The sequence below is a fragment of the Pandoraea faecigallinarum genome (genome assembly GCF_001029105.3).
In the GTDB taxonomy this organism is placed as follows: domain Bacteria; phylum Pseudomonadota; class Gammaproteobacteria; order Burkholderiales; family Burkholderiaceae; genus Pandoraea; species Pandoraea faecigallinarum.
The window spans coordinates 5,153,019-5,177,773 of sequence record NZ_CP011807.3 but is presented as its reverse complement, the minus strand read 5'-3'; the positions used below and the strand labels follow the sequence as shown (position 1 = coordinate 5,177,773).

The window sequence follows — 24,755 nt, the reverse complement described above, 5'->3', positions numbered from 1 at the left end:
CGTGTTTAACTCCCGACCGGGGCGTGCCCCCGAGCGTAGGCGGGTTCGACGACTAATTGTCTTTGGCGAGCCGTGAACCCACGTGTCGAGAAGACTTGCGCATGTGATGTTTCGGAGTGGTTCGGTGTGGGGGGAAGCGAATCGATCTCGCGCTGTGACGCAGGTCTTCGGAAGTATGAGTGGTTGTTCATATATCGCGCGAACACGCTTCGTCTGGGGCCCGAATTTTGCACCTTGAAGGTGCCGTGGACTAGTGCCTCGGAGAAGATGACTGCGTCGCCTGCTTTTAGGATGACATGCCGCAATAGCGCATTGTTCGCGAGACTTCGGTAGGTTTCGGGAATCGGGAAATTGGCTCGATGAGAGCCGGGTATGCAGCAGAAGTGGTTCGTCGTCTCCGGTATGTCCGATATCGCATACTGGACAGCAACGAGGCCGCTATGTATGCGTTCGTTCCGAACCCAGTAATACTAACTTTTTAGAAAGTAAATTCATTGTGCCGCATATTGGCACTCGGGTTGTTGGAAGAACGATTTGACGAGTTCGGGCAGTTTTTGGATTCGCCGCAGGGCGCCAAGTGCGAGTTTTTTCATGTCATCGCTGTTTTGCACAAGGCGTCGGCTGACCTGGCGTTTGACATGCGCCCACACTTGTTCGTCCGGGTTCAGTTGCGGTGCGTACGGCGGCAGGTAGAACAGCTTGAGCCGGCCATCGAGCGATGCGACATAGTCTTTGACGAGCTTGGATTTATGGATGGGATGACCATCGACGATGAGGAACACGGGTTTTGTCGCGCCGATCATCAGGCGCGTGAGGAATTCTTTGAAGGTACGTGAGCTCACGGAACCTTCATGAATCATGAACCGGAAGTCGCCGCGTGGGCTGACTGCCGAGATCATATTCAACGAGAACCGGCGTCCGGTCACGGTAACGACAGGCGTTTGTCCAATCGGCGCCCAGGTTGTGCCGGTGTGGTAATCGGAACGAATGCCGGCTTCATCGGCGAAGTAGATCGTGGCACCTTCGGCACGGGCCTGGGCTTTGATCGCGGGATAGGTTTCGGCTTCCCACTGCTGGACTAACTTGGCATCTTGCTGCCACGCTTGGTACAGCGGCTTTTGAACCGAGAACCCAAGCAGTTTCATCACGCGACTGACGGAGGCCAACGCCAGGGTTTTTCCGAACTGCCGTTTGATCAACTCGCCGATCAGCGACAATGTCCACAAACCGAATTCGAACTTGAACTGTTGCGGGGAGTTCTCGCGAACGGCTTGGGCAATCCAGCGCATTTCGTCGGCGCTGATCTTTGGCGGGCGACCGGAAATCGGTTTGGCCAGCAATGCATTTTGCCCGCCGTCAGCGAACTTCGCGAGCCAGCTAAAAATCGTGCGAACACTCAGGCCGTACGCAGCCGCCACGTTGGCTACCGCTTCGCCTGCGCGCACCGCTTTGACGGCTTGCTGGCGCATGACCTGGAGGGTGTGGTGGTCCAGTTTGCGACCGTCGGATAAGCGTTTGCATTTCATCTCGACACTATATCGCAAAAGTGATTTTACTTTCTAAAATGTTAGTAAATGCCTTCGTCGAACATGTCGGCTTGGTGGTGCAGTTGGCCGCCACTGCTGACAAAGCGTTCGTCGGCACAGAACATGTGGTCGAGTCGAAATTTCGATCGGTAGACGATATCAAGAAATGAATAGACAGATTCAGTATCAATCAGCCCGCGCCAGTCTTCGCCCCAATCGAAGTTCACATCGTGCAACCGATGTGCTGTCAGATTTGATGACCAGAATCCCTGCAGTCGTTGCACGTGCGAATGCGATAGTGCATTGGGGATGATCACGTATCCGTTGATATCGAACTGATACACATACTCCCGGCTCATTGCTGTCATCTCCTTCGATATTTCGTCGATATCGTGTCTATTACGCTGTTCTTGATTGAACTAAGAACCATTGCATTTCCCCTGATGCGGTGGCAATGGTCGGCGTCAACGGGCACCCGTTGATCGTCACACGGGGAGTCGACTGCGGGTTTGGAGATATTCTTAAATCTTCGCCGTCTTGAAAGACTGGAGAGTTCTTTGTCGAAAGAGCGCGGTCGAAAAAGCGAAGTGAGCACCCCACAATCGTCGGCTTCGCGATGTCTCCTCCGTTTTCCCAGAGACTTACGTAGTAAATACCTGTCGTAGCCGCGGGCGAGCGACGATAGCCGATCAAAACCGGTTGCCGTCCGCGCAATTGCGTGTGCGCGGCGTGCAGGGCCTGCGGGCGGTGGACGCGTCGGTTAAGCCGACGATCACCTAGTGCGCTGTCCCAAAAATAACTTTATGTAACATATCCTTGCCTTATGATCGAGTTATGGTGGACTGGAGGTGATCATGGGGCGCAAAGGAATCGAGATTGTGATGTCGGAACTGGAGCGAGAACAATTGTTATCGATGAGCCGCTCTCGTTCGCTGCCTCATTCCCTGGTCCGTCGGGCAAAGATCGTCTTGATGGCCGCTGACGGTCATACGAACCAGGAAATCGCAATGCGGTGCGAAGTGACGTCACCGGCGATCACGCACTGGAAGAAACGGTTTGTCGCGCATGGCCTTGCCGGTCTGCATGATGAAGCCCGCCCGGGCCGACCGCGCGCACATGACGACGAAGCAGTGGCCGAGTTGTTGGCGAAGGTTCTGCATGAGAAGCCGGCTGGCGCAACGCACTGGAGTGTGCGCTGCGCTGCCGCGCAAACGGGTATTTCGAAGAGTTCGGTGGCCCGGTATCTGTCGTTGTTTGGCGTGCAGCCTCATCGTTCGAAGAGCTTCAAGCTTTCTACTGATCCGTACTTTGTCGAGAAGGTGCGCGATATTGTGGGTCTGTACCTGAGTCCGCCGACCAATGCCCTCGTGCTGTGTGTCGACGAAAAGAGCCAATGTCAGGCGCTCGAGCGTACGCAGCCGATGTTGCCGATGGGGCTGGGCTATCTCGAAGGAGTGACGCATGACTACGTTCGGCATGGCACCACGACCTTGTTCGCGGCGCTCAATGCAGCAACGGGCGAAGTCATCGCGCAATGCAAGCCGCGCCACCGGCACCAAGAATTCCTCGCGTTCCTCAAACATATCGACCAAGCGGTTCCGGCTGATCTCGATGTGCATTTGATCGTCGACAACTATGCGACACACAAGCATCCAAAGATCAAAGCGTGGTTGGCCAAGCATACGCGCTACCACATGCACTTCACGCCGACCTACTCGAGTTGGCTCAATCAGGTTGAACGCTGGTTTGGTCTGATTACGCAGCAGGCGATACGCCGAGGCTCGTTCAGAAACGTACGCCAACTCATTACCGACATCGAGCGCTATATCGATCAGTACAACCAGCACAAGCGGCCGTTCGTATGGACCGCGACAGCCGATTCCATACTTCAGAAAGTGGCCCGCTTATGCAAAGTTATTTCTGGGACAGCACACTAGGAAAACACGAACTCCCGACGATCATGATCGCCAAGCGCGCCAGCGACACGAAATGGTCGCACACGCTCCGTATGACGCGAGCAATAGGAGCGTGAGGAGAAGGAACTTCGACAGCGGGATATTGGAAAGCCCGATGCTTAGTGTCCCCGCTACGAAGAATCGTATTGCACCGGAAGCCGCGGCGGCGGTGCCTGCATAGTTTTCGAATAACGCCATGGCCAGCGTCGCGGCTGCGGGGCGTATAAGCGTGGTTCCCAATGTGGCAACCAGCATGGGTACCATTGCCGTCGCCGCGTGATCTCCCAGCCCAAAATAGAGCGCGATCATGAGGGCACTCGCGATACCGACCATCGAAATGCCGAGTTGAACCTGTCTTTGTACAGCGATTCGTTTGGCAACTCGATCCGCAAGAAATCCGCCCAGCAAATATGTCCCACCGTATAGAAGCAGAACCTTGGCGTAGTCATGAGAAGTGAATTCGAGGATATCGAAAAACAAGTTTGGCGAAAGGATAATGAAGGAGAAATGGCATGAGAACGCAATGGTGCCGATAAGCGTGTAGGTAAGGAAGGCACGATGATTTGCCAATTGCCAATACAGTTTTGCATAGTCGCTTGGTTCTCTGTGTTGCGTCCGGGGCGTGTCCGTCAAGTATCGTGCCGAATGCAATAGAACGCCGATGGAAATCACTGCGAATAGCCAGAAGCTTGCCTGCCATCCGAAGTGCTCCTGCAAGGTGACGCCGAGCAACGGGGACCCGGCGATACACAGACCTCCGAATGTCACATTGAATATTCTGGCGCGCAGCCCCGTCCCGCCGGGAAATGTGTCCTGAATGATCGCTTGAGCAAGAATGAAGCATGAGCAGCCCACCGCCTGGACGACACGAAACATTGCGTGTGACGCGTAGCTCTGCGCGAGAGCGCCACCAACGGCTCCGAAGGCGGCTATCAGCAGGCCAATGAGAAGTACGCGCCGTCTGCCCACCTGGTCGGATAGCGGTCCCACGATGAGTTGAGCGACAGAAAACGTGATTGCAAAGTAACCGACGAGCGAGGCTATCGAATCGACACTGGTTTCGTATGCGTTGGCAATGGAGACGAAAGACGGAAGCATGACGTCAAGCGGAAGTGCGCTTAACGCAGTGAGAGCGCTGGTCAGGATAATGGCCGAAGTCGGCGTCATGGCCGACTCCCCATGTCGCATACCGTTGCGCACACCAAAAATGTTCGAGATAAGTGGCCAACGTCCGGCAGGCATATAAGGTATGCGGTGCCCATCGTTATTTAGCAGGTTGACTTGAGCGGAGTAGCGGCTTGGGTCCAGTTGGCCACGACACGCGATTCAAGTTGGATCTCCTGGCAATCCCCTTGTGAAAGGTGCCTCGATCGAGGCGAACCAATGTTTTCACGAATCGACGAACATGGGTTTGGTGAAATTCCGAGTTTTCGGACGATCCGGACGATCCGGACGAATGGGCGGAACGGCGACACAGCCTCTCAATTCCGGTGCCGAAATTCGAAAGGCGTGTCGGCGCATGCGGCGACACCCGCGCCGTTTCCTGGGGATGGCCCCGGCTTTTCCCAAAAACTTACGTAGTAATACCTAATGTTGCCCGGAGTGGGCGACGATAGCCCATCGAAACCGGCTGCCGTCCGCGCATTTGCGTGTGCCGCAAAAGCCTTGTCGCACTAGGGCGGTGCGCATGCCTGCCCTATGTGACCGAACGTTCTGCAACACGTGTGAGCATGCGCGTTTCAAGGGATGCGAGGCCTAGTGCAAATCCCAATGATCGCGTTGCAGCAAACCACACACAATAACGATTCCTTATAGGCGGCCGAACCAAGAATTCGGCGTCGTATCGGGGACGCCGGGCACTTGCCGAAGACGCGAACCATAGCGTCATCTGCCTGCCTTGCGGTTGTCACAGACGATGGTGACGAAGCACGTTGCTTCGCACCGCCAACCAGGAATGTGGCAGGAGACATGGCGAACAACGATTACATTCTCGAAACCCGCGGACTCACGAAGGAGTTTCGTGGCTTTACCGCCGTCAACGGGGTCGACCTGCGCGTTGCGCGCGGCACCATTCACGCCCTGATCGGCCCGAACGGTGCCGGCAAGACCACCTGCTTCAATCTGCTCACGAAATTCCTCGTGCCCAGCGCCGGGACCATCACCTTCAACGGTGACGACATCACCCGCGAAGCCCCCGCACAAATCGCGCGCCGCGGGGTCATCCGCTCGTTCCAGATATCCGCCGTGTTCCCGCACCTCACCGTGCTGGAGAACGTGCGCATCGGCCTGCAACGCAATCTCGGCACCGCGTTCCACTTCTGGAGCAGCAGCCGCACGCTGCGCCAGCTCGACGCCCGCGCCCTCGAATTGTTAGCCGAAGTCGGCCTTACCGAATTCGCCCATACGCTGACCGTGGAACTGCCTTACGGCCGCAAACGCGCGCTCGAAATCGCCACCACGCTCGCTATGGACCCCGAACTAATGCTGCTCGACGAACCCACGCAGGGCATGGGACACGAAGACGTCGACCGCGTGACCGCGCTTATCAAGAAGGTGTCCGCAGGCCGCACGATCCTGATGGTCGAGCACAACATGAACGTGATCGCAGGTATCTCCGACACGATCACCGTGCTTCAGCGCGGCGAGGTGCTTGCCGAAGGGCCGTATCACGAAGTCTCGAAGAATCCGCAGGTGATGGAAGCCTATATGGGCACCGCGGACGGCGAATTGCAGGGAGCCCACGGGTGAGGACGTCTATGTACGGTAACGGTGGTAACCAGGGTGGCGAACGGGGCAAGGGCGGGGCTGGCGCGCCCGCGCTTGAAGTCGAAGGTCTTCAGGCCTGGTACGGCGAGTCGCACATTCTGCATGGCGTGGACCTGACGGTCGGACGTGGCGAAGTCGTCACGCTGCTCGGTCGCAACGGGGCGGGGCGCACGACGACGCTGCGCGCGATCATGGGGCTGACCGGTCAGCGTCAGGGATCGATTCGCATCGCGGGGGAGGAGACCATTCATCTCCCGACGTACAAGGTCGCGCATCACGGTGTGGGCTATTGCCCCGAGGAGCGCGGCATTTTCGCGAGCCTGTCGTGCGAGGAAAATCTGTTGCTCCCGCCGTATATCGGCATGAGCGGCAATCGTCGCGAAGACGGCGGGCGCGGCATGTCGCTCGATGAGATCTACGATATGTTCCCGAACCTCAAGGAGCGACGCCATAGCCAGGGCACGCGCCTGTCGGGGGGCGAGCAACAGATGCTCGCGGTCGCGCGTATCCTGCGCACCGGCGCCAATCTGTTGCTGCTCGACGAAATTTCCGAAGGCCTGGCACCGGTGATCGTGCAGACGCTGGCGCGCATGATCACCACGCTCAAGGCGCGGGGCTACACCATCGTGATGGTGGAACAGAATTTCCGTTTTGCGGCTCCGCTGGCCGATCGCTTCTATGTGATGGAGCACGGCAAGATCGTGGAGCGCTTCGGCGCTCCGGAGCTGGAGACGAAGATGCCGGTGCTGCACGAGTTGTTGGGCGTATGAGGTGAGCTACCCGGTGCGCTCGCGTGCCGGGCGATGGACCCAGGCGATCAAATCCACGAAGGAGACGAAGATGACGATGCGGATGAAAGCGTTGGCCGTTGCGGCTGCGTTCGGTTTTGCGGCAATGGCCTCGCAGGCCCATGCCGATGGCAACACGGTGAAGATCGGTTTCATCACCGACATGTCGGGCCTGTACACCGACATCGACGGACAGGGCGGGGCGGAAGCCATCAAGATGGCGATTGCCGACTTCGGCGGCAAGGTGCTCGGCAAGCCGGTCGAACTGGTCACGGCCGATCACCAGAACAAGGCGGACGTCGCGGCCTCGAAGGCCCGTGAATGGTTCGATCGCGGCGGTGTGGACATGCTCATCGGCGGCACCAACTCGGGCACCGGCCTCGCGATGAACAAGGTCTCGGCCGAGAAGAAGAAGGTCTATATCAACGTGGGCGCCGGTTCCGACGCGCTCACCAACGATCAATGCCAGCCGTACGGCGTGCACTACGCCTACGACACCGTGGCCCTCGCGCGCGGCACGGGTTCGGCCGTGGTGAAGGCGGGCGGCAAGTCATGGTTCTTCCTGACCGCCGACTACGCGTTCGGCCACGCGCTGGAGAAGTCCACCTCCGACGTGGTCAAGGCCGAGGGCGGCACGGTGGTGGGGCAGGTCCGTCATCCGCTCTCGGCATCGGACTTCTCGTCGTACCTGCTTCAGGCGGGTAACTCCAAGGCGCAGGTGCTGGGCCTGGCCAACGCCGGCGGCGACACGATCAACGCCATCAAGGCCGCGAAGGAGTTCGGGATCAAGGGCAAGATGCAGATCGCCGGTCTGCTCGTGTTCATCAACGACATTCACTCGCTCGGTCTGGACAACACCGAAGGCATGTACCTGACCGACAGCTGGTACTGGGACAAGGACGACAAGACCCGTGCCTTCGCCAAGCGCTACTTCGAGAAAATGAAGAAGATGCCGTCGAGCCTGCAAGCGGGCGACTACTCGGCCACGACGACCTATCTGAAGGCGGTGCAGGCTGCCGGCACGACGGACGCCGACAAGGTCATGGAGCAGCTCCGCAAGATCAAGATCGACGACATGTTCAGCAAGGGGTACATCCGCAAGGACGGCACGATGGTCCACGACATGTATCTGATGCAGGTCAAGTCGAAGAAGGAGTCGAAGGCGCCGTGGGATTACTACAAGGTGGTCGCCACGATTCCGGGCGAGAAGGCCTTCACCACCGAAGCCGAATCGACCTGCAAGCTCAAGTAAGCGACGCGGTCTGAGCGTTTGGCAAACACGTAAGCGATGCACCGATAGCGGCGGGACGCGTGTCCCGCCGCGACCTTTCTCCCAGAGAATCGATTTCGATGGAATTACTAGGCATCCCCCTGCCGGCGCTGTTGAGCCAACTGCTGCTGGGACTCGTGAACGGCTCGTTCTACGCCATGCTGAGTCTCGGCCTGGCGGTGATTTTCGGTCTGCTCAACGTGATCAACTTCGCGCACGGCGCGTTGTTCATGCTGGGCGCCATGCTCGCCTGGATGGGCGGCAACTATCTTGGCCTCAATTACTGGGTCATGCTGATTCTCGCTCCCCTCGTGGTAGGCGTCATCGGCATCGTGATCGAGCGCACCATGCTGCGCTGGATCTATAAGCTCGACCATCTTTACGGTCTGCTGCTGACGTTCGGTATCACGCTCGTGCTCGAAGGCGTGTTCCGTTCGATCTACGGCGTGTCCGGTCAACCGTTCGATGCGCCCGAGGCGCTCTCGGGCGCGACCAACCTCGGCTTCATGTTCATGCCGAACTATCGCGCCTGGGTCGTGGTGGCCTCGCTCGTGGCCTGCTTCGCGACGTGGTTCGTCATCGAGAAGACCAAGATCGGTGCGTATCTGCGTGCCGGCACGGAAAACCCGAAGCTGGTGGAAGCATTCGGCGTGAACGTACCGCTCATGATCACGCTGACGTACGGCTTCGGTGTCGCGCTTGCCGCGTTCGCCGGCGTGCTCGCGGCACCGGTCATCCAGATATCGCCGCTCATGGGGCAGTCGATGATCATCACCGTGTTTGCCGTTGTCGTGATCGGCGGCATGGGTTCCATCATGGGCTCGATCGTCACGGGGTTGATGCTCGGCGTGATCGAGGGCTTCACCAAGGTGTTCTACCCGGAAGCGTCGGCGACCGTGGTGTTCTTCATCATGGTGATCGTGTTGCTGCTGCGCCCGGCTGGGCTGTTCGGCAAACAAAAGTAAGGGGCGGACAATGCAACAACAGATGCAACAACGCGTGCTGTACTCCCTGCTGCTTCTTGCGCTGATCGCCGCGCCGTTCGCCGGCGCCTATCCGGTCTTCGTCATGAAGGTGCTGTGCTTTGCGCTCTTTGCCTGCGCCTTCAATCTGCTGCTGGGCTTCACCGGGCTGCTGTCGTTCGGCCACGCGGCGTTCTTCGGCAGCGCGGGGTATATCACGGGGTATGCGATTCGCAATCTCGGCTTTACGGCGGAAGCGGGCATTCTCGCGGGCGTGATTGCCGGCGCGGTGCTGGGGCTCGTGATCGGTCTGCTCGCGATTCGCCGTCAGGGTATCTACTTCGCGATGATTACGCTCGCACTCGCGCAGATGCTGTACTTCTTCTGCCTGCAAGCACCGTTCACCGGCGGCGAAGACGGCCTGCAAGGCGTGCCGCGCAGCTCGCTGTTCGGCGTGCTGCCGCTGGACTCGGATCTCACGCTCTACTACGTGGTGCTGGCGATTTGTGCGCTGGGCTTCCTGCTCATCATGCGTATCGTTCACTCGCCGTTCGGTCAGGTGCTAAAGGCGATCAAGGAGAACGAACCGCGCGCTATCTCGCTGGGTTACGACGTCGATCGGTTCAAGCTGCTGGCGTTCGTGCTGTCGGCCACGCTCGCCGCACTCGCGGGCTCGACCAAGACCGTGGTACTCGGCTTCGAGACGCTCACCGACGTTCACTGGACGATGTCCGGCATGGTGATTCTCATGACGCTGGTCGGCGGTCTCGGAACGATGCTCGGCCCGGTCGTCGGGGCCGTGGTGATCATCGTGCTGGAGAACAAGCTCGGCGATATCGGCAACTGGCTCGCGACGGCAACCGGCGTGACGTGGTTCCAGACGCTCGGCGAGTCGGTGACCATCGTCATCGGTGCGATCTTCATCATTTGCGTGCTCTCGTTCCGGCGTGGTCTGGTGGGCGAGCTGACGGCCCGCAGCCGGTTCTTCAGGACGATGTCGCAGCAGTCGTAGCGGCCGTAGACGGAAGGGACCGGACGTGCGAAGCAGGGCGGCGGATGCACTCTTATGGGGCGTGCGCTCGTCACCCTGGCGCACGTATGTCAGAAAAAACCTAATTCGTAGGGGTAAATGCTGACTTGTGGTGCATTGGGTGCTCCTTTATTCTCTCCCTCAGTTCGCGTCACGGCAGGATATAGGGGCGAGGAACGAGGAGACAACAAGCGCGATAACGCGCACCGCCAAAAAAGAAAGCGCTGTTGGAGAAGACTCCAACAGCGCTTTTTATATTGTGCCTCGCGCACACGCCAGGCGTTCACTCGCCGACACCCGGCTTCTTGCGATGACGCTGCCTCATACGGTTTCGGTCGCCATGCGTGCATTCGCGGCATCACTTCGATCTGTCGGATCACGCCGATTCCTTGCATTCCTCGGGCGTCTCGCGTTTCTTGCAATTTTCCGTCGTTTTCGCATTTTTCCCGTACAAACCCCGTCGTTCGAACCGTATTCGCGCCGTATTGCGGGAATCGCTTCGCTTTTATACGCGCAATGCGCACTAAAAGCGCTATGCTCGCCGTTTTCGTCTCGCTGGCGACGCCATGTGATTGCAGGTGGCGCGACCGGCGTAGTGTCGGTGTCGTATATGGGGAATGTATGTTGACGAGTTGGGCGCTGACCGATTTGCTGATGCTCGCAGGCGGGGCATTTCTGGCCGGTCTGGTGGATGCCGTGGTTGGCGGCGGCGGGCTGATCGCCGTGCCGACACTTTTCGCTGTCTTCCCCAACGCCGCACCGCCGTTGCTGTTCGGCACGAACAAGATGGCCGGCATCTGGGGCACGGCCTCGGCCGCGCTGCGTTATGCGCGCGGCATTCAATTGCGCTGGGCCATTCTGGTGCCCGCGACCGTGGCGGCGTTCGCCTTCTCTTTCTGTGGCGCCTACGCCGTCACGCACGTGCCCGCGGACATGCTGCGCAAAGTATTGCCGTTCGTGCTCGTGGCCGTGGCGGTCTACACCTTGCGCAAAAAGGATTTCGGGACGGTTCACGCCCCTGTGCAGGGCAGCGTGGGTGTGACCCTTACGGCCATCGCCGTGGGCGGCGCCATCGGGTTCTACGACGGTTTCTTCGGCCCCGGCACGGGCAGTTTCCTCGTTTTCCTGTTCGTCCGGCTGTTCGGGCAGGACTTCGTGAATGCGTCGGCGTCGTCCAAGATCGTGAACGTGGCGACCAATCTGGCCGCGCTGCTGCTGTTCGGTATGGGCGGGCACGTGTGGTGGCAGGTCGGGATCGGCATGGCCGTGATGAACGTGCTGGGCAGCCTGGTGGGTAGCCGCCTCGCGCTCAAGCACGGCGTGGGCTTCGTGCGGCGCATGTTTCTGGGCGTGCTCGCGGTACTGATCGTGAAGACAGGCTACGACGCGTTTTTCCGTGGTTGAGGGCAAGATCGCGGCCAACCCTGCTGTGGCGGATGCCACACGTGGGGAAACCGCACTTTACGAACTGGCGCCTGTGCCCGTAAGATGGGCGTCGATTTACCGACTGCGCGGTCGGTTAATGTAAAAAAACGAATTCGAAATTTTTGTGAGGAGACCCAAATGAAACTGAAGTTGCTGTGCATGGCATCGGCCATGATGCTCGTCGCGGGCGTTGCGAACGCTCAGGTGAAGATTGGCGTGTCGCTGTCGGCGACCGGTCCGGCGGCTTCGCTGGGCATCCCCGAGAAGAACACGATCGCGCTGATGCCGAAGACCATCGGCGGGCAGCCGGTGCAGTACATCGTGCTCGACGACGCGACCGACACGACGACCGCCGTCAAGAACATGCGCAAGCTCATCAGCGAAGATCACGTCGACGCCGTGCTCGGCTCGACCGTCACGCCGAACTCCCTGGCGATGGTCGACGTGGCTGCCGAGACGAAGACGCCGGTGATCTCGATGGCTGCAGGCGCTGCCATCGTCGAGCCGATGGACGCCAAGCGCACGTGGGCATTCAAGACGCCGCAGAACGACATTCTGATGGCGATGGCCATTGCCGAGCACATGGCCAACACCGGCGTGAAGACGGTGGCGTTCATCGGCTTCTCGGATGCGTACGGCGAAGGCTGGTACAAGGAATTCGTCAACGCGACGAACCAGAAGAAGATCAAGATCGTGGCGAACGAGCGCTTCAACCGCGCCGATACGTCGGTGACGGGCCAGGTGCTCAAGATCATGGGCGCGAACCCGGACGCCGTGCTGATCGCCGGTTCGGGCACGCCGGCTGCTTTGCCGCAGCGCACGCTCAAGGAGCGCGGCTACAAGGGCAAGCTGTATCAGACGCACGGTGTGGCGAACAACGACTTCCTGCGCGTTTGCGGCAAGGATTGCGAAGGGACGTATCTGCCGGCCGGCCCGCTGCTCGTCGTCGAGCAGCTGCCGAACGACAATCCGGTGAAGAAGTCGGCCGCCGCGTACAAGGCCGCTTATGAAAAGGCCTATGGCGCGGGCTCGATCTCGACCTTTGGCGGTCACGCCTGGGACGGTGGCCTGCTGCTGCAAACGGCGATCCCGGTCGCCCTGAAGACGGCCAAGCCCGGCACGGCGGAATTCCGCTCGGCGCTGCGCGACGCGCTCGAAGCCGTGAAGGACATGCCGGGCACCGCCGGCATCTTCAACATGAGCAAGAACGACCACAACGGTCTGGATCAGCGCTCGCGTGTGATGGTGCAAATCGTCGACGGCAAGTGGAAATTGGCGAACTGATGTGCGCCGGGGCTGCCTATAGCATGCAGGCATGCCCCGCTGTCACATCGGAAGTATCTGCGGTATCAGTGCCCGGTTGGACCAGCCGGGCCCAGAGAACGGGCGTTCGCGCCCGTTTTTTTTGAGCGTGGTAGTTTCGCGCATCGCAAAGAGACGGCAGGACATGCATTTGCGAGCGGCACATGAGAGGCCGCATTGTCCCAACCTGATCGCCGCAGCCGGGGGGCTGAACGGCCGATCCTTTCGAGCGTAAATCCATGACGGGTGAATTCGAACACCGCAATCTATCTCTGGTGTTGCTGCAATCGCGTGAAGCGGTCATGGGCCTTTTTCGGCCTTTGCTCAATTGCTACGACATCACGGAACAACAATGGCGTGTCATACGGGCCGTGAACGATAGCGAATCCGGGGAAATGGAGATCGGGCAAGTCGCACGTGAGTGCTGCATCCTGAGCCCCAGTCTGTCGGGCATGCTCGAACGCATGGAGGCGTCCGGCCTGATTCTGCGTCGTCGTGTGGCGGCGGACCAGCGTCGCGTCATGGTGTCGCTCACGCCATCGAGCCGGGCGCTGTGCAAGAAGCTCGGCCCCCTGGTCGAGGAGCGTTACCGCTATCTGGAGGATAAGGTCGGGCGCGACACGCTGGCCGAGATCTATCGGCTACTCGACGTGGTGCGCGAAGCGCTGCCGCCGGAAGTCCTGGCCGACGCACCGTCGCTGCCGGCCAGGCCGCGTCGTCGCCGCAAGGTGGCCTGAGCCGGCCGGCTCGCCCGGGGCGCGATGTAAGGAACGGGGACGGACGCGCGCAGGAGACCGCGACGCGCGTCCAAAGGCGGGAAAAACGGAAAACGGGGTGGGAGACGAGACGTTGGCGGAGACCGAAACGTCATCGACTCAGTAGTCACCCGAGTTTTACCAATGCATAACGATTTATACAATTCATAATTCGCTGCGCTGCCGCATGTTCATCAGGGGAACGTGCGAGGGGGCATCGATGTGAAGGGGAACGGGGTGGCAGCGCGCTACGCCGTGCATCACACCGGCTGTCTCGCCAGCCGGTTCAAGAAGTACTCAAACGAAGTGAGAGGAGCATGGATCTTTCGATTGCAGCCATCCTGGCGCAGGACGGCATCACCACGGGTGCGATTTATGCCTTGCTGGCATTGGCGCTCGTGCTGGTGTTCTCCGTCACCCGCGTCATCTTCATTCCGCAGGGCGAGTTCGTGTCATATGGCGCGCTCACGCTGGCGGCACTCCAGACCCAGAAGTTTCCGCTGACGAGCTGGCTGCTCGTGGCGATGGGGATCTGCACGTTCATCGTGGAGACGGTCGGCGTGCTGCGTCACGGTGAGCGCCGCAAGCTGGCGGGGCGCCTCGTACCGGTGTTCGCGGGCAAATACCTCGTGTTCCCGATTGCCGTGTTCTTCGTGGTCAAGACGCTCGCGCCGATGACGCTGCCGATGCTCGTGCAAATTGCCGTCACGTTGCTGCTGGTCGTGCCGATGGGGCCGATGCTCTATCGCCTGGCCTACCAGCCGCTGGCCGAAGCCAGCACGCTGTTGTTGCTGATCGTCTCGGTCGGTGTGCACTTTGCGCTCACGGGGCTGGGTCTGGTGATGTTCGGTGCGGAAGGGTCGCGCACGCAGGCGTTCTCGGATGCGAGCTTCAACATCGGCTCGGTGATGGTGTCCGGACAGAGTCTGTGGGTGGTCGGGGTGTCCGTCGTGATGATTCTGGCGCTGTACTTCTACTTCGATCGTTCGCTCTCGGGCAAGGCGTTGCGCGCGACGGCCGTGAACCGGCTCGGAGCGCGTCTGGTGGGCATCGGCACGGTGCAGGCCGGCCGTCTGGCATTCACGCTGGCGGCGGTGCTGGGCGTGCTTTGCGGCATTCTCATCGCGCCGATCACGACCATTTATTACGAATCGGGCTTCCTGATCGGTCTGAAGGGCTTCGTGGGCGCGATCATCGGCGGTCTGGTGAGTTACCCGGTCGCTGCGCTCGGCGCCATTCTCGTGGGCCTGCTGGAGTCGTACTCGTCGTTCTGGGCGAGCGCGTACAAGGAGGTCATCGTCTTCACGCTGATCCTTCCGGTGCTGCTGTGGCTGTCGCTCACGAGCAAGCATGTGGAAGAAGACGAAGAATAAGACGGGGCGGACCACAGAATGAAAAACAAATACTTCCTGATTTTCCTGGCGGTGCTGGCCGTGTTGCCGGTGTTGCCTGCGCCAGTGCGTTTGCCCGAGTACTGGGTGACGCTGCTCAACTACATTGGCCTGTACAGCATTGTCGCGATCGGTCTCGTGCTTCTGACCGGGGTCGCCGGCATGACGTCGTTCGGACAGGCGGCCTTCGTCGGTCTGGGGGCATATGCCACCGCTTATCTGACGACGGCATACGGTGCGTCGCCGTGGCTCGGTCTGATTGTCGGCGTGGCGATTACGGCGGGGGCCGCCCTCATCATCGGCGCAATCACCATGCGTCTGTCGGGCCACTTCCTGCCGTTGGGAACGATCGCGTGGGGTCTGGCGCTGTACTACCTGTTCGGTAATCTGGAGTTCCTGGGCAAGTACGACGGCCTGAACGACATCCCGACCATCAACCTGTTCGGCCTGGAACTGGCGAGCGGGCGTCAGATGTACTACCTGATCTGGATCGTGGTGGTGCTGGCGGTGGTGTCGATCAAGAACCTGCTGGATTCGCGTCCGGGCCGCGCCATTCGTGCGCTCAAGGGCGGCGGCGTGATGGCCGAGGCGATGGGCGTCAACACGGCGTGGATGAAGGTGGTCGTGTTCGTCTACGCCGCCGTGCTTGCCGCGATTTCGGGTTGGCTGTATGCACACTTGCAGCGCGCCGTGAACCCGACGCCGTTCAACCTGAACCACGGCATCGAATACCTGTTCATGGCGGTGGTCGGCGGTGTGTCGCATGTGTGGGGCGCGGTACTGGGTGCGGCGATTCTCACGGTGCTCAAGGACTACCTGCAAAACATCCTGCCGGTGCTCCTGGGGGCGAACGGCAACTTCGAAACCATCGTCTTCGGCGTTCTGCTCGTATTGCTGCTGCAATACGCGCGCGACGGCGTATGGCCGTTCTTCGGCAAGATCTTCCCGGCGCGTCGTGTGGCGAAGGCACCGGAGCAAGCCGATGCGCTGGGGCATCGCGCCAAGCCGGCGGTGGGCGAGGTGGTGCTCAAGCTGGAGAAAGCCCGCAAGGAGTTCGGTGGTCTGGTCGCCGTGAACGACGTGTCGTTCGAAGTGAAGGCGGGCGAGATCGTCGGTCTTATCGGCCCGAACGGTGCAGGCAAGTCGACCACGTTCAACCTTGTGACCGGTGTGTTGCAGGCAACGCGCGGGGAGATCTCGTTCCTGGGCGAGCGTGTCGATCGTCTGCCCTCGCGCGAGATCGTCAAGCGCGGTATCGGCCGTACCTTCCAGCACGTGCGCCTCATGCCGCAAATGAGCGTACTGGAGAACGTCGCTATCGGTGCCTATCTGCGTGACAGGAACGGGCTGCGTCGTCGTCCGCAGGGCGGCGTGTGGTCGAGCGTGCTGCGTCTGGATCGTCACGAAGAAGCCATGCTGCTGCATGAAGCGAAGAAGCAGATCGAGCGTGTGGGCCTTGGCGCGCATATGTACGACGAAGCGGGCAGTCTGGCATTGGGTCAGCAACGTATTCTGGAAATTGCGCGGGCACTGGCGTGCGACCCGACCTTGCTGCTGCTCGACGAGCCGGCGGCGGGCCTGCGTTACAAAGAAAAACAGGCGTTGGGCGATTTGCTCAGAAAGCTCAAGGACGAGGGCATGAGTGTGTTGCTGGTCGAACACGACATGGACTTCGTGATGAATCTGACGGATCACCTGGTGGTGATGGAGTTCGGCACCAAGATCGCCGAGGGTCTGCCGGAGGATGTGCAGAAGAACCCGGCGGTGCTCGAAGCGTACCTTGGAGGGGTGGAGTGATGGCAGACGCGATTCTTGAGGTCAGGGACCTCGCCGTCGCATACGGCAAAGTCGAGGCGGTGCATGGGGCGCATCTGCGGGTCGGGGCGGGGCAGATCGTCACCGTGATCGGTCCGAACGGTGCGGGCAAGTCGTCGATGCTCAACGCCATCATGGGTGCGCTGCCGCACAATGGGTCGAGCAAGGGCAGTGTGGCCTATCTCGGGCAGGAGATGTCGGCGCTGTCCATCGAGGCGCGTGTCTCGCGCGGGATGTGTCTGGTGCCGGAAAAGCGCGAGCTGTTCTCGACGATGACCGTCGAGGACAATCTGCTGCTCGGTGCGTACCGTCGCAAGAAGGCGGGGGAGAAGAACTTTCTGGACCAGATGGACGTGGTCTACGAGCTTTTCCCGCGCCTGAAGGAGCGTCGTGTCCAGCAGGCAGGGACGCTTTCCGGCGGCGAGCGCCAGATGCTCGCGGTGGGCCGTGCGTTGATGGCCAAACCGCAGTTGCTGATGCTCGACGAGCCGAGCTTGGGTCTGGCGCCGCTGATCGTGAAGGAAATCTTTCATATCATCAACGACTTGCGTAAGACCGGCGTGGCAACGCTGCTGATCGAGCAGAACGCCCGTGCTGCGTTGCAGGTCGCCGACTACGCCTACGTCATCGAGACGGGCGAACTGGCGCTGGAAGGTCCGGCGCAGGAATTGGCGACCAATCCGAAGGTCATCGAGACCTATCTCGGGCTGGCCAAAAAGGCTGCCTGACGGTCGCTTGTCGGACAGTATTTCCCTGAGTACAGAAGGAGCCCGCCAATCCGGCGGGCTTTTTTTCGCACGAAAGCGGCTCTCGATTACGAACGGTCGTTCGTGTTCAATATCCGGCCCCATTTCCTTTGGGCGGCAAGCGGGCGTCTCTCCGGAAGTGTGGTAGGTCACTTATTCACAGTTGCTTGTGGATATGTGTGGGTAACTCAAATCTATGGCGCACTGCCGCAATAAGGGGTTGCGGGATTTTTTCGAATTTCGGGTGAAATTGGTGTTCAAGGTTATCCACAGAAAAGCAAATTCCCTAAATCGGATTTGTGGGTGGAGAAGCGGATGTGGATAACGCAAGGCAATTAGCGATTCGTACTCGAATGCGGATGCGCTTTTGGGTTTTGTCCAAGCGTTTGTTTTTTGGGGTTCCACGTGGAACGATGGTTTCCATACAAGAGGGATGCATCGGGTTATTTCGCTACGGAAAGTCCACATCCCTGTATTCGGGGTCGTGCCGGCAAGCATCCGGGCAGTGGGGATCGCGGGTACCCTGACTGCGCTCCAATCTAAAGTCGCTCCGTCAGGGCACCCGCGATCCCCACCGCTCAGACGCCCCGGGGCGGACGACTGATCGCATGCATTCGGATGGATCAACACGCAGATTTGGCGACCCATCGGATGACGGGCTCGCGTGCGGCGTCGTCCCGTGCGAATCGCCATACCCCTCTGGACGCGCGCCATTGGCGGTGAAGTCGTGGTGCTGCCGCACAAGCGCCAGCGGTGCTGGGGCTTGCTGGCGAATGCCGACTGTAGAGGATGACGGTCACATGGCTATGCTCGTCTGCAATATTTCACGTGGATCGGTGCGGATGAATCTTCTTATGACCGTGCCGCACGACCAAACACTGAGAAGAGTGGGGCGTCTGTTGCGCGGCAATGGAAAACCGATTCGCTGTGGTATGGCGTCGTCAAGGCTGGTTCTCGGGTAGTGGCGAGGCAACGCATACTGCGCTTCAATTTAAATCGCAACTTCAAGGTATCCAATCCCACTGCTTAGATTCCCGCTCAACCGTGAGGCGTTGCGTTCCGGGGTACGTCGGGGGCTGTGAATTTACCGCTGTGCGTCACTTACGTCGCCATAAGTCGACGAAGTCGATGTTTCACAATTGGGGCTGGTCGGGTTGACGCAGCAGCGTTGACGGTTCGTGGTTCAGTCCGGATATTCGTATGGCGAGGATTGCCAGTGCCCTGACGGAGCGACTTTAGGTTGGAGCGTAGTCAGGGTATCGGCAATCTTCGCTGCCCGGAAGCTGGAAAGAGCGGGGGAGGATGCGCGGCTGTGGTTGTTAGGAACGAGCGATAGCCGGCGACGGATGGCCGAGCGAGAAACTCACCGACGTTTCACGTGAAACAAAGCCAGGGGATGACCCTCGATGGCACCTGAGGCAGGTGAGTGGCGAGGATGCCGGTGCACTGACGGAGCGATTTTTAGTTGGAGCGGAGTCCGGGTATCGGCAATTCTCGGTGCCCCGGAAGCTGGAAAGAGTGGGGAGGGGATGCGGCTTTGGTTGTTAGGATCGAGCGCTCTCCGGTGACGGATGGCCGAGCGAGAGACTCACTGACGTTTCACGTGAAACAAAGCCAAGGGATGACCAACGAGGGCGCGCGGGCAAGTGAGTGGCGAGGATGCCCGTGCCCTGACGGAACGACTTTAAGTTGGAGCGCAGTCCGGGTATCGGCAATTCTCGCTGCCGGAAGCGAGAAAGATGGGGGAGGGATGCAAGGCTGTGGTTGTTAGGAACGAGCGCTTGCCGGTGACTGAAGGCCAAGCGAGAAACTCACCGACGTTTCACGTGAAACAAAGCCAAGGGATGACCAACGAGGGCGCGCGGGCAAGTGAGTGGCGAGGATGCCGGTGCACTGACGGAACGACTTTAAGTTGGAGCGCAGTCCGGGTATCGGCAATTCTCGCTGCCGGAAGCGAGGAAGAGTGGGGGAGGGATGCAAGGCCGTGGTTGTTAGAACGTGTTTGCGATCTTCTGGTCATCCCTGATAATTCGAGGATGACGAGAAAGAAATACGCGAGTGACATAAGCCGAGAGAAGTTCTCGGAGATCGAGCCGCTGTTGCGCAGCGTGCGCCGGCGCACGAAGCCCACGACGGTGGACTTGTACGAGGTGTTTTGCGCGGTGCTGTATCTGTTGCGTACAGGTTGCCAATGGCGCTTCTTGCCCAGCGAGTTTCCCAAGTGGCAAACCGTCTACGCGTATTTCAGCAAATGGAGTCAGCCTGACCAGCACGGCGTGAGCGTGCTGGAGCAGGCACTCAAAAAATCAGGTTGGCGCGGCGCGCACAAGACAGGGACGCAGCGCCAGCACGACGTTCTTGATCGTGGACGCGCAGAGCGTGAAGAACACTGACACGGCAGCGCATAAGGGTTATGACGCGGGCAAGAAGGTGTCGGGCATCAAGCGTCATATTGCCGTAGACACGCAGGGCTTGCCGCACGCCGTGGCGGTAACCACTGCCGAGGTGACCGATCGCAAAGGAGCGTTGCTGGCGTTCGAGCACGGCAAGCCTCGCTTGGGACAGGTGCAAAGTGTGCTGGTCGATGGCGGTTACGTGGGCGAACCCTTCGCGCAGGGCGTGCGCGAGATCTTGGGCGAGCGGGTCACGGTGCAGATCGCCAAACGCAGCGAACTGCATACTTTCAAGGTCCTGCCGCAGCGTTGGGTCGTCGAGCGCAGTTTCGCCTGGCTGGAGAAGAACCGGCGCTTATGGAAGAACTGTGAGCGTTTGCTCAACACCAGCTTGCAGTTTGTCCATCTCGCCTTTTTGGCACTGCTGCTCAGGAGATCGTAAACCGGCTCTTAGGAACGAGCGCTAGCCGGTGACTGAAGGTCGAGCGAGAAACTCACCGACGTTTCACGTGAAACAAAGCCAAGGGATGACCAACGAGGGCACGCGGGCAAGTGAGTGGCGAGGATGCCCGTGCCCTGACGGAACGATTTTAAGTTGGAGCGCAGTCGGATATCGGCAATTCTCGCTGCCGGAAGCGAGAAAGAGTGGGGGAGGGATGCAAGGCTGTGGTTGTTGGGAACGAGCGCTAGCCGGTGACTGATGGCCGAGCGAGAGACTCACTGACGTTTCACGTGAAACAAAGCCAAGGGATGTCCAACGAGGGCGCGCGGGCAGGTGAGCGGCGAGGCTTGCCGGTGCTATGACGGAGCGATCTTAAGTTGGAGCGCAGTCAGGATATCGGCAAATCTCGGTGCCCGGAGGTCGGAAAGAGCGGGGAGAGCTGCAAGGCCGTGGTTGTCGGGATGGGGCGCTAGCCGGTGACGGATGGCCAAGCGAGAGTCTCACCGACGTTTCACGTGAAACAAAGCCATGGAAGACCAACGAGGCCACTCCGGTAATCCTCGCTGTCTGGACGTCAGATAGGACGAGGGGGCGCGGTGGCGGTTGTGGAGAGCCCGAACCCGCCAAGACCAAGGGCGACACACTCATAACAATGTTTCACGTGAAACATCCGTAAAACCATCGCTTTTATGCAAAGTTCCACGTGAAACACACGAGCGGTTACAAATGATGCATCGCAATGCCGCTATAATTCCGCAATTACCGAATCCAGAGAGTTTGCCGTTAGCGGCAATATTGCGATGCTTTATCCGACCGAGTTCGATGTGATCGTGGTGGGTGGCGGCCATGCCGGCACCGAGGCTGCGCTCGCCTCGGCCCGCATGGGCTGTAAGACACTTCTGCTCACCCATAATATCGAGACGCTCGGCCAAATGAGCTGCAACCCCTCCATTGGGGGGATCGGCAAAGGCCACCTCGTGAAGGAGGTTGATGCGCTCGGCGGTGCCATGGCAGCCGCGACCGACGAGGGCGGCATCCAGTTTCGTATTCTCAATTCGTCCAAAGGCCCGGCCGTTCGTGCCACGCGCGCGCAGGCCGACCGTCTTCTCTATAAGCAGGCGATTCGCCATCGCCTCGAGAATCAGCCGAATTTATGGCTGTTCCAGCAAGCCGTCGAAGATCTTATTGTCGAAGGGGACCGCGTCGTAGGCGCGATCACACAAGTCGGTTTGCGCTTCCGTGCCCGTGCCGTCGTGCTTACGGCCGGGACGTTCCTCGATGGCAAGATCCACGTCGGACTGAACAACTACGTGGGCGGTCGTGCGGGCGATCCGGCAGCCATCAGCCTGTCCGCACGGCTCAAAGAATTGAAACTGCCGCAAGGCCGGTTAAAAACCGGTACGCCGCCGCGCATCGACGGCCGTTCCATCGATTTCTCCGTGTTGGAAGCTCAGCCCGGCGATCTCGATCCCGTCCCGGTCTTCTCGTTCCTTGGCCGTCCGGAACAACATCCGCGTCAGGTGCCGTGCTGGGTGACTCACACCAACGAGCGCACGCATGACATCATCCGCGGTGGCCTTGACCGCTCGCCCATGTACACGGGCGTGATCGAAGGCGTGGGGCCGCGCTACTGTCCGTCCATCGAGGACAAGATCCACCGCTTCGCGGATAAGACATCGCACCAGATTTACCTCGAACCCGAGGGTCTGACGACCAACGAGTTCTATCCCAACGGCATCTCCACCAGCCTGCCCTTCGACGTTCAGCTGGATCTGGTCCGCTCCATGAAGGGCATGGAGAACGCCTATATTTTGCGTCCCGGCTACGCCATCGAGTACGACTACTTCGACCCACGTGGTCTGCGTAGCTCGCTGGAAACCCGCGTCATCACCGGCTTGTTTTTCGCCGGACAGATCAACGGGACGACCGGTTACGAAGAAGCTGCCGCCCAAGGCCTGCTTGCCGGTATCAATGCCGCGTTGCAAGTGCAGGGCCGCGATGCCTGGTGTCCGCGTCGCGATCAAGCCTATCTCGGCGTGCTCGTCGACGATCTGATTACGCGCGGTGTTTCCGAGCCGTACCGCATGTTCACCAGCCGCGCGGAATATCGCCTGTCGCTGCGCGAAGACAACGCCGATATGCGTCTCACGGAAATCGGCCGCGAACTTGGCGTGGTCGACGACGTTCGCTGGGATGCGTTCTGCCGGAAGCGCGATGCTGTTTCACGTGAAACAGAACGTCTCAAATCGACCTGGGTGAACCCGAAGACTTTCCCGGCCGAAGACTCTGTACCGCTGCTGGGAAAGGCTATCGATCACGAATACTCATTGGCGGATCTGCTGCGTCGCCCGGAAGTCGCCTACGACGCACTCATGGCAGTGCAGGGCGGTCGTCTGGCGCCGGACGCGCCATTGTCCGACGATGCGCTGCAAGCCGGCCAGATTCGCGAACAGATCGAGATTGCCGTGAAGTACCAGGGCTACATCGATCGTCAGGCCGATGAAATCGTGCGCAAGGAAGCGAACGAGAACACCGTGCTGCCTGCGAACATCGACTATAACGATGTGCGCGGATTGTCGATCGAGGTACGTCAGAAGCTGAACGCGCAGCGTCCCGAGACGTTGGGCCAGGCCTCGCGGATCTCCGGGGTGACACCGGCGGCGATCTCGTTGCTGATGATCCACCTCAAGAAAGGGCTCGGACGCCGTCGTGCGTCGGGGGATGCATCTGCCGACGCCACGGTTGCCACCGAGGGCGACGCCAGCGGCCAGCACGCTGCCTGACGCGGAGGCTTCATGACAGCTCCGCGCACTGCCGCACCGGGCGGTAACGAACTCGCCACATTGTTGGCCGATGGCATCCGGCAACTCGGCTTGTCGATCGATGCCGGGCAACAGGCCCGGCTGCTCGACTATCAGATGCTGCTGGCGAAGTGGAATGCATCGCTGCAAATGACCTCCATCCGCGACCCGCGGCAAATGGTCATCAAGCATCTCCTGGATTCGCTCTCGATTCTGCCGCGTCTCGATCGCGAGCCGATTTCGCGTGTGCTCGACGTCGGTTCGGGCGGCGGGTTGCCGGGGGTCGTGCTGGCTATCGTGCGTCCCGACTGGCAGGTGACGGTAAACGACATCGTTCACAAAAAGACCGCCTTTCTGACGCAGGCTCGCGCCACGTTCAAACTGACCAATCTGACGGTCGTGACCGGTCGCGTCGAGTCCCTCGTCGTCGGCAAGGAAGTGCCTGCGCCGTTCGACGCCATCGTCTCGCGCGCTTTCGCCGAATTGTCCGATTTCGTTACGCTTGCCCGCAATTTGTTGGCCGCGGACGGCAGCTTCTGGGCGATGAAAGGTGTCGCCGCCGACAGCGAACTGTCGTTGCCGCATGGCTGCGAACTGGTCGAGCGTCTGGCGCTGAATGTGCCATTTCTCGACGCCGAGCGTCATTTGCTCCGCGTAAAGGTAACGGGATGACCCGAATGACTCGTTGGGCCGGCGCCGCCATGGTCGGACTGTCGGTGATGGCCGCCGTGGCATGGGCGCAGTCCGGTCAGGAAGCCCTGACCACACGCGTGCGTCCCGTGCAAAAGATCGACAAGGCGCGCTATGTTGGTACCTGGTACGAAATAGCACGCTATCCGAATTTCTTCGAGCGAAAATGTGTGTCGGACGTGACCGCCGACTACGTGGCGCGCCCGGACGGCAACATCGACGTCACGAACAAATGCCGCAAGGAAGACGGTACTTGGGCGAGCGACACCGGCGTGGCGCGTACCGACGGCCAGGGCACAGGTACTGCCCGCTTCAAAGTGAGCTTCGCCCCGGACTGGTTACGCTGGATTCCCTGGCTTTGGGCGAACTACTGGGTTATCGTGCTCGACGGTGACTATCAGTATGCCGCTGTGGGAGAGCCGAGCCGCGAGTATCTCTGGATCCTGTCGCGCTCGCCCCGAATGGACGACGACACGCTGAACCAAATGCGGGCTCAGTTGCGCAAGCAAGGCTACGACACCGACAAACTGGTGTTGACACCGCAAAAGGCGGGCGCGCCCTAAGTGCCGCGCGCCGGCGTATCTCACGTCGGCCAAAACGCTGAATCAGGCAATAACTGAGCTTTGCTCGGATAATCGAATCAGCGGGATGCATCCGCAGCGGGCAGCAGACCCTGGTCGCTTCGTTTTCGCTTCAGG

Annotated in this window: 20 protein-coding genes; 16 read left to right on the top strand and 4 right to left on the bottom strand. The window is 60.0% G+C overall.

Annotated elements, in window-relative coordinates; translation table 11 throughout:
• Nucleotides 1-5: 5 nt before the first annotated feature.
• The 3 genes from AB870_RS25805 to AB870_RS22795 form a co-directional block, all read right to left on the bottom strand.
• Entirely contained in the window at nucleotides 6-404 is a 399-nt protein-coding gene (locus AB870_RS25805) for a phytanoyl-CoA dioxygenase family protein (RefSeq protein WP_237170159.1), read from the bottom strand.
• Between the two features lie 87 nt (nucleotides 405-491).
• Nucleotides 492-1,526: an IS630 family transposase gene (locus tag AB870_RS22800; protein ID WP_047906187.1), complete on the bottom strand. Its 1,035-nt coding sequence runs from the start codon at nucleotides 1,524-1,526 to the stop codon at nucleotides 492-494.
• A 41-nt stretch (nucleotides 1,527-1,567) separates the two neighbouring features.
• On the bottom strand, nucleotides 1,568-1,894 hold the full coding sequence (locus tag AB870_RS22795; protein WP_157112408.1) for a phytanoyl-CoA dioxygenase family protein: 327 nt from the start codon (nucleotides 1,892-1,894) through the stop codon (nucleotides 1,568-1,570).
• A gap of 486 nt (nucleotides 1,895-2,380) precedes the next feature.
• On the opposite strand from AB870_RS22795, the gene AB870_RS22790 reads away from it, so the two are divergent.
• The gene (locus AB870_RS22790; RefSeq protein WP_047906396.1) at nucleotides 2,381-3,463 is read left to right on the top strand and encodes an IS630 family transposase; all 1,083 of its coding nucleotides are present in this window, start codon (nucleotides 2,381-2,383) and stop codon (nucleotides 3,461-3,463) included.
• 21 nt (nucleotides 3,464-3,484) lie between these two features.
• Here the strand turns inward: AB870_RS22790 and AB870_RS22785 are convergent, their stop codons facing one another.
• Nucleotides 3,485-4,648: an MFS transporter gene (locus tag AB870_RS22785; protein ID WP_167362725.1), complete on the bottom strand. Its 1,164-nt coding sequence runs from the start codon at nucleotides 4,646-4,648 to the stop codon at nucleotides 3,485-3,487.
• 801 nt (nucleotides 4,649-5,449) lie between these two features.
• On the opposite strand from AB870_RS22785, the gene AB870_RS22780 reads away from it, so the two are divergent.
• The 15 genes from AB870_RS22780 (at nucleotide 5,450) to AB870_RS22700 (ending at nucleotide 24,620) form a co-directional block, all read left to right on the top strand.
• The gene (locus AB870_RS22780; protein ID WP_047906394.1) at nucleotides 5,450-6,229 is read left to right on the top strand and encodes an ABC transporter ATP-binding protein; all 780 of its coding nucleotides are present in this window, start codon (nucleotides 5,450-5,452) and stop codon (nucleotides 6,227-6,229) included.
• Between the two features lie 8 nt (nucleotides 6,230-6,237).
• Nucleotides 6,238-7,017 carry an ABC transporter ATP-binding protein gene (locus tag AB870_RS22775; RefSeq protein WP_047906393.1) on the top strand — a complete coding sequence of 260 codons (780 nt, stop codon included), beginning with the start codon at nucleotides 6,238-6,240 and terminating at the stop codon, nucleotides 7,015-7,017.
• A 76-nt stretch (nucleotides 7,018-7,093) separates the two neighbouring features.
• Nucleotides 7,094-8,287 (top strand): ABC transporter substrate-binding protein, encoded by a 1,194-nt coding sequence (locus AB870_RS22770; protein WP_047908587.1) that lies wholly within the window; start codon nucleotides 7,094-7,096, stop codon nucleotides 8,285-8,287.
• Nucleotides 8,288-8,385: 98 nt separating this feature from the next.
• Entirely contained in the window at nucleotides 8,386-9,270 is an 885-nt protein-coding gene (locus AB870_RS22765; protein ID WP_047906392.1) for a branched-chain amino acid ABC transporter permease, read from the top strand.
• A 10-nt stretch (nucleotides 9,271-9,280) separates the two neighbouring features.
• Complete coding sequence (locus AB870_RS22760; RefSeq protein WP_047906391.1) at nucleotides 9,281-10,279, top strand: branched-chain amino acid ABC transporter permease; 999 nt, start codon at nucleotides 9,281-9,283, stop codon at nucleotides 10,277-10,279.
• A 639-nt stretch (nucleotides 10,280-10,918) separates the two neighbouring features.
• Complete coding sequence (locus tag AB870_RS22750; RefSeq protein ID WP_047906389.1) at nucleotides 10,919-11,701, top strand: sulfite exporter TauE/SafE family protein; 783 nt, start codon at nucleotides 10,919-10,921, stop codon at nucleotides 11,699-11,701.
• A 159-nt stretch (nucleotides 11,702-11,860) separates the two neighbouring features.
• On the top strand, nucleotides 11,861-13,006 hold the full coding sequence (locus tag AB870_RS22745) for an ABC transporter substrate-binding protein (protein WP_047906388.1): 1,146 nt from the start codon (nucleotides 11,861-11,863) through the stop codon (nucleotides 13,004-13,006).
• A gap of 257 nt (nucleotides 13,007-13,263) precedes the next feature.
• A complete protein-coding gene (hpaR, locus tag AB870_RS22740; RefSeq protein ID WP_047906387.1) occupies nucleotides 13,264-13,761 on the top strand; it encodes a homoprotocatechuate degradation operon regulator HpaR in 498 nt (165 codons plus the stop codon).
• 335 nt (nucleotides 13,762-14,096) lie between these two features.
• Nucleotides 14,097-15,152 (top strand): branched-chain amino acid ABC transporter permease, encoded by a 1,056-nt coding sequence (locus tag AB870_RS22735; protein WP_047906386.1) that lies wholly within the window; start codon nucleotides 14,097-14,099, stop codon nucleotides 15,150-15,152.
• Between the two features lie 18 nt (nucleotides 15,153-15,170).
• On the top strand, nucleotides 15,171-16,967 hold the full coding sequence (locus AB870_RS22730) for a branched-chain amino acid ABC transporter ATP-binding protein/permease (protein ID WP_047906385.1): 1,797 nt from the start codon (nucleotides 15,171-15,173) through the stop codon (nucleotides 16,965-16,967).
• The gene (locus AB870_RS22725) at nucleotides 16,967-17,713 is read left to right on the top strand and encodes an ABC transporter ATP-binding protein (RefSeq protein WP_047906384.1); all 747 of its coding nucleotides are present in this window, start codon (nucleotides 16,967-16,969) and stop codon (nucleotides 17,711-17,713) included. Before AB870_RS22730 ends, AB870_RS22725 begins: the two co-directional genes overlap by 1 nt.
• 2,054 nt (nucleotides 17,714-19,767) lie before the next feature.
• Nucleotides 19,768-20,566, top strand: a protein-coding gene (locus tag AB870_RS25800) for an IS5 family transposase (protein WP_418303967.1) whose coding sequence is annotated in 2 segments (ribosomal slippage) — nucleotides 19,768-20,039 and nucleotides 20,038-20,566 — 801 coding nt in all. Because the reading frame shifts where the segments join, the coding sequence is not laid out codon by codon here.
• Between the two features lie 800 nt (nucleotides 20,567-21,366).
• The gene (mnmG, locus tag AB870_RS22710; protein WP_047906383.1) at nucleotides 21,367-23,349 is read left to right on the top strand and encodes a tRNA uridine-5-carboxymethylaminomethyl(34) synthesis enzyme MnmG; all 1,983 of its coding nucleotides are present in this window, start codon (nucleotides 21,367-21,369) and stop codon (nucleotides 23,347-23,349) included.
• A gap of 12 nt (nucleotides 23,350-23,361) precedes the next feature.
• Nucleotides 23,362-24,039 carry a 16S rRNA (guanine(527)-N(7))-methyltransferase RsmG gene (gene rsmG, locus AB870_RS22705; RefSeq protein WP_047906382.1) on the top strand — a complete coding sequence of 226 codons (678 nt, stop codon included), beginning with the start codon at nucleotides 23,362-23,364 and terminating at the stop codon, nucleotides 24,037-24,039.
• Nucleotides 24,036-24,620 (top strand): lipocalin family protein, encoded by a 585-nt coding sequence (locus AB870_RS22700; protein WP_047906381.1) that lies wholly within the window; start codon nucleotides 24,036-24,038, stop codon nucleotides 24,618-24,620. The genes rsmG and AB870_RS22700 overlap by 4 nt, the downstream gene beginning before the upstream one ends.
• The last annotated feature ends 135 nt before the right edge of the window (nucleotides 24,621-24,755 follow it).

Excerpts from the sequence above, each read along its gene's own strand:
- AB870_RS22800 (WP_047906187.1), bottom strand. The coding sequence starts at position 1,526 with ATGAAATGCAAACGCTTATCCGACGGTCGCAAACTGGACCACCACACC.
- AB870_RS22795 (WP_157112408.1), bottom strand. The coding sequence starts at position 1,894 with ATGACAGCAATGAGCCGGGAGTATGTGTATCAGTTCGATATCAACGGA.
- AB870_RS22790 (WP_047906396.1), top strand. The coding sequence starts at position 2,381 with ATGGGGCGCAAAGGAATCGAGATTGTGATGTCGGAACTGGAGCGAGAA.
- AB870_RS22785 (WP_167362725.1), bottom strand. The coding sequence starts at position 4,648 with ATGACGCCGACTTCGGCCATTATCCTGACCAGCGCTCTCACTGCGTTA.
- AB870_RS22780 (WP_047906394.1), top strand. The coding sequence starts at position 5,450 with ATGGCGAACAACGATTACATTCTCGAAACCCGCGGACTCACGAAGGAG.
- AB870_RS22775 (WP_047906393.1), top strand. The coding sequence starts at position 6,238 with ATGTACGGTAACGGTGGTAACCAGGGTGGCGAACGGGGCAAGGGCGGG.
- AB870_RS22770 (WP_047908587.1), top strand. The coding sequence starts at position 7,094 with ATGCGGATGAAAGCGTTGGCCGTTGCGGCTGCGTTCGGTTTTGCGGCA.
- AB870_RS22765 (WP_047906392.1), top strand. The coding sequence starts at position 8,386 with ATGGAATTACTAGGCATCCCCCTGCCGGCGCTGTTGAGCCAACTGCTG.
- AB870_RS22760 (WP_047906391.1), top strand. The coding sequence starts at position 9,281 with ATGCAACAACAGATGCAACAACGCGTGCTGTACTCCCTGCTGCTTCTT.
- AB870_RS22750 (WP_047906389.1), top strand. The coding sequence starts at position 10,919 with ATGTTGACGAGTTGGGCGCTGACCGATTTGCTGATGCTCGCAGGCGGG.
- AB870_RS22745 (WP_047906388.1), top strand. The coding sequence starts at position 11,861 with ATGAAACTGAAGTTGCTGTGCATGGCATCGGCCATGATGCTCGTCGCG.
- hpaR (WP_047906387.1), top strand. The coding sequence starts at position 13,264 with ATGACGGGTGAATTCGAACACCGCAATCTATCTCTGGTGTTGCTGCAA.
- AB870_RS22735 (WP_047906386.1), top strand. The coding sequence starts at position 14,097 with ATGGATCTTTCGATTGCAGCCATCCTGGCGCAGGACGGCATCACCACG.
- AB870_RS22730 (WP_047906385.1), top strand. The coding sequence starts at position 15,171 with ATGAAAAACAAATACTTCCTGATTTTCCTGGCGGTGCTGGCCGTGTTG.
- AB870_RS22725 (WP_047906384.1), top strand. The coding sequence starts at position 16,967 with ATGGCAGACGCGATTCTTGAGGTCAGGGACCTCGCCGTCGCATACGGC.
- mnmG (WP_047906383.1), top strand. The coding sequence starts at position 21,367 with ATGCTTTATCCGACCGAGTTCGATGTGATCGTGGTGGGTGGCGGCCAT.
- rsmG (WP_047906382.1), top strand. The coding sequence starts at position 23,362 with ATGACAGCTCCGCGCACTGCCGCACCGGGCGGTAACGAACTCGCCACA.
- AB870_RS22700 (WP_047906381.1), top strand. The coding sequence starts at position 24,036 with ATGACCCGAATGACTCGTTGGGCCGGCGCCGCCATGGTCGGACTGTCG.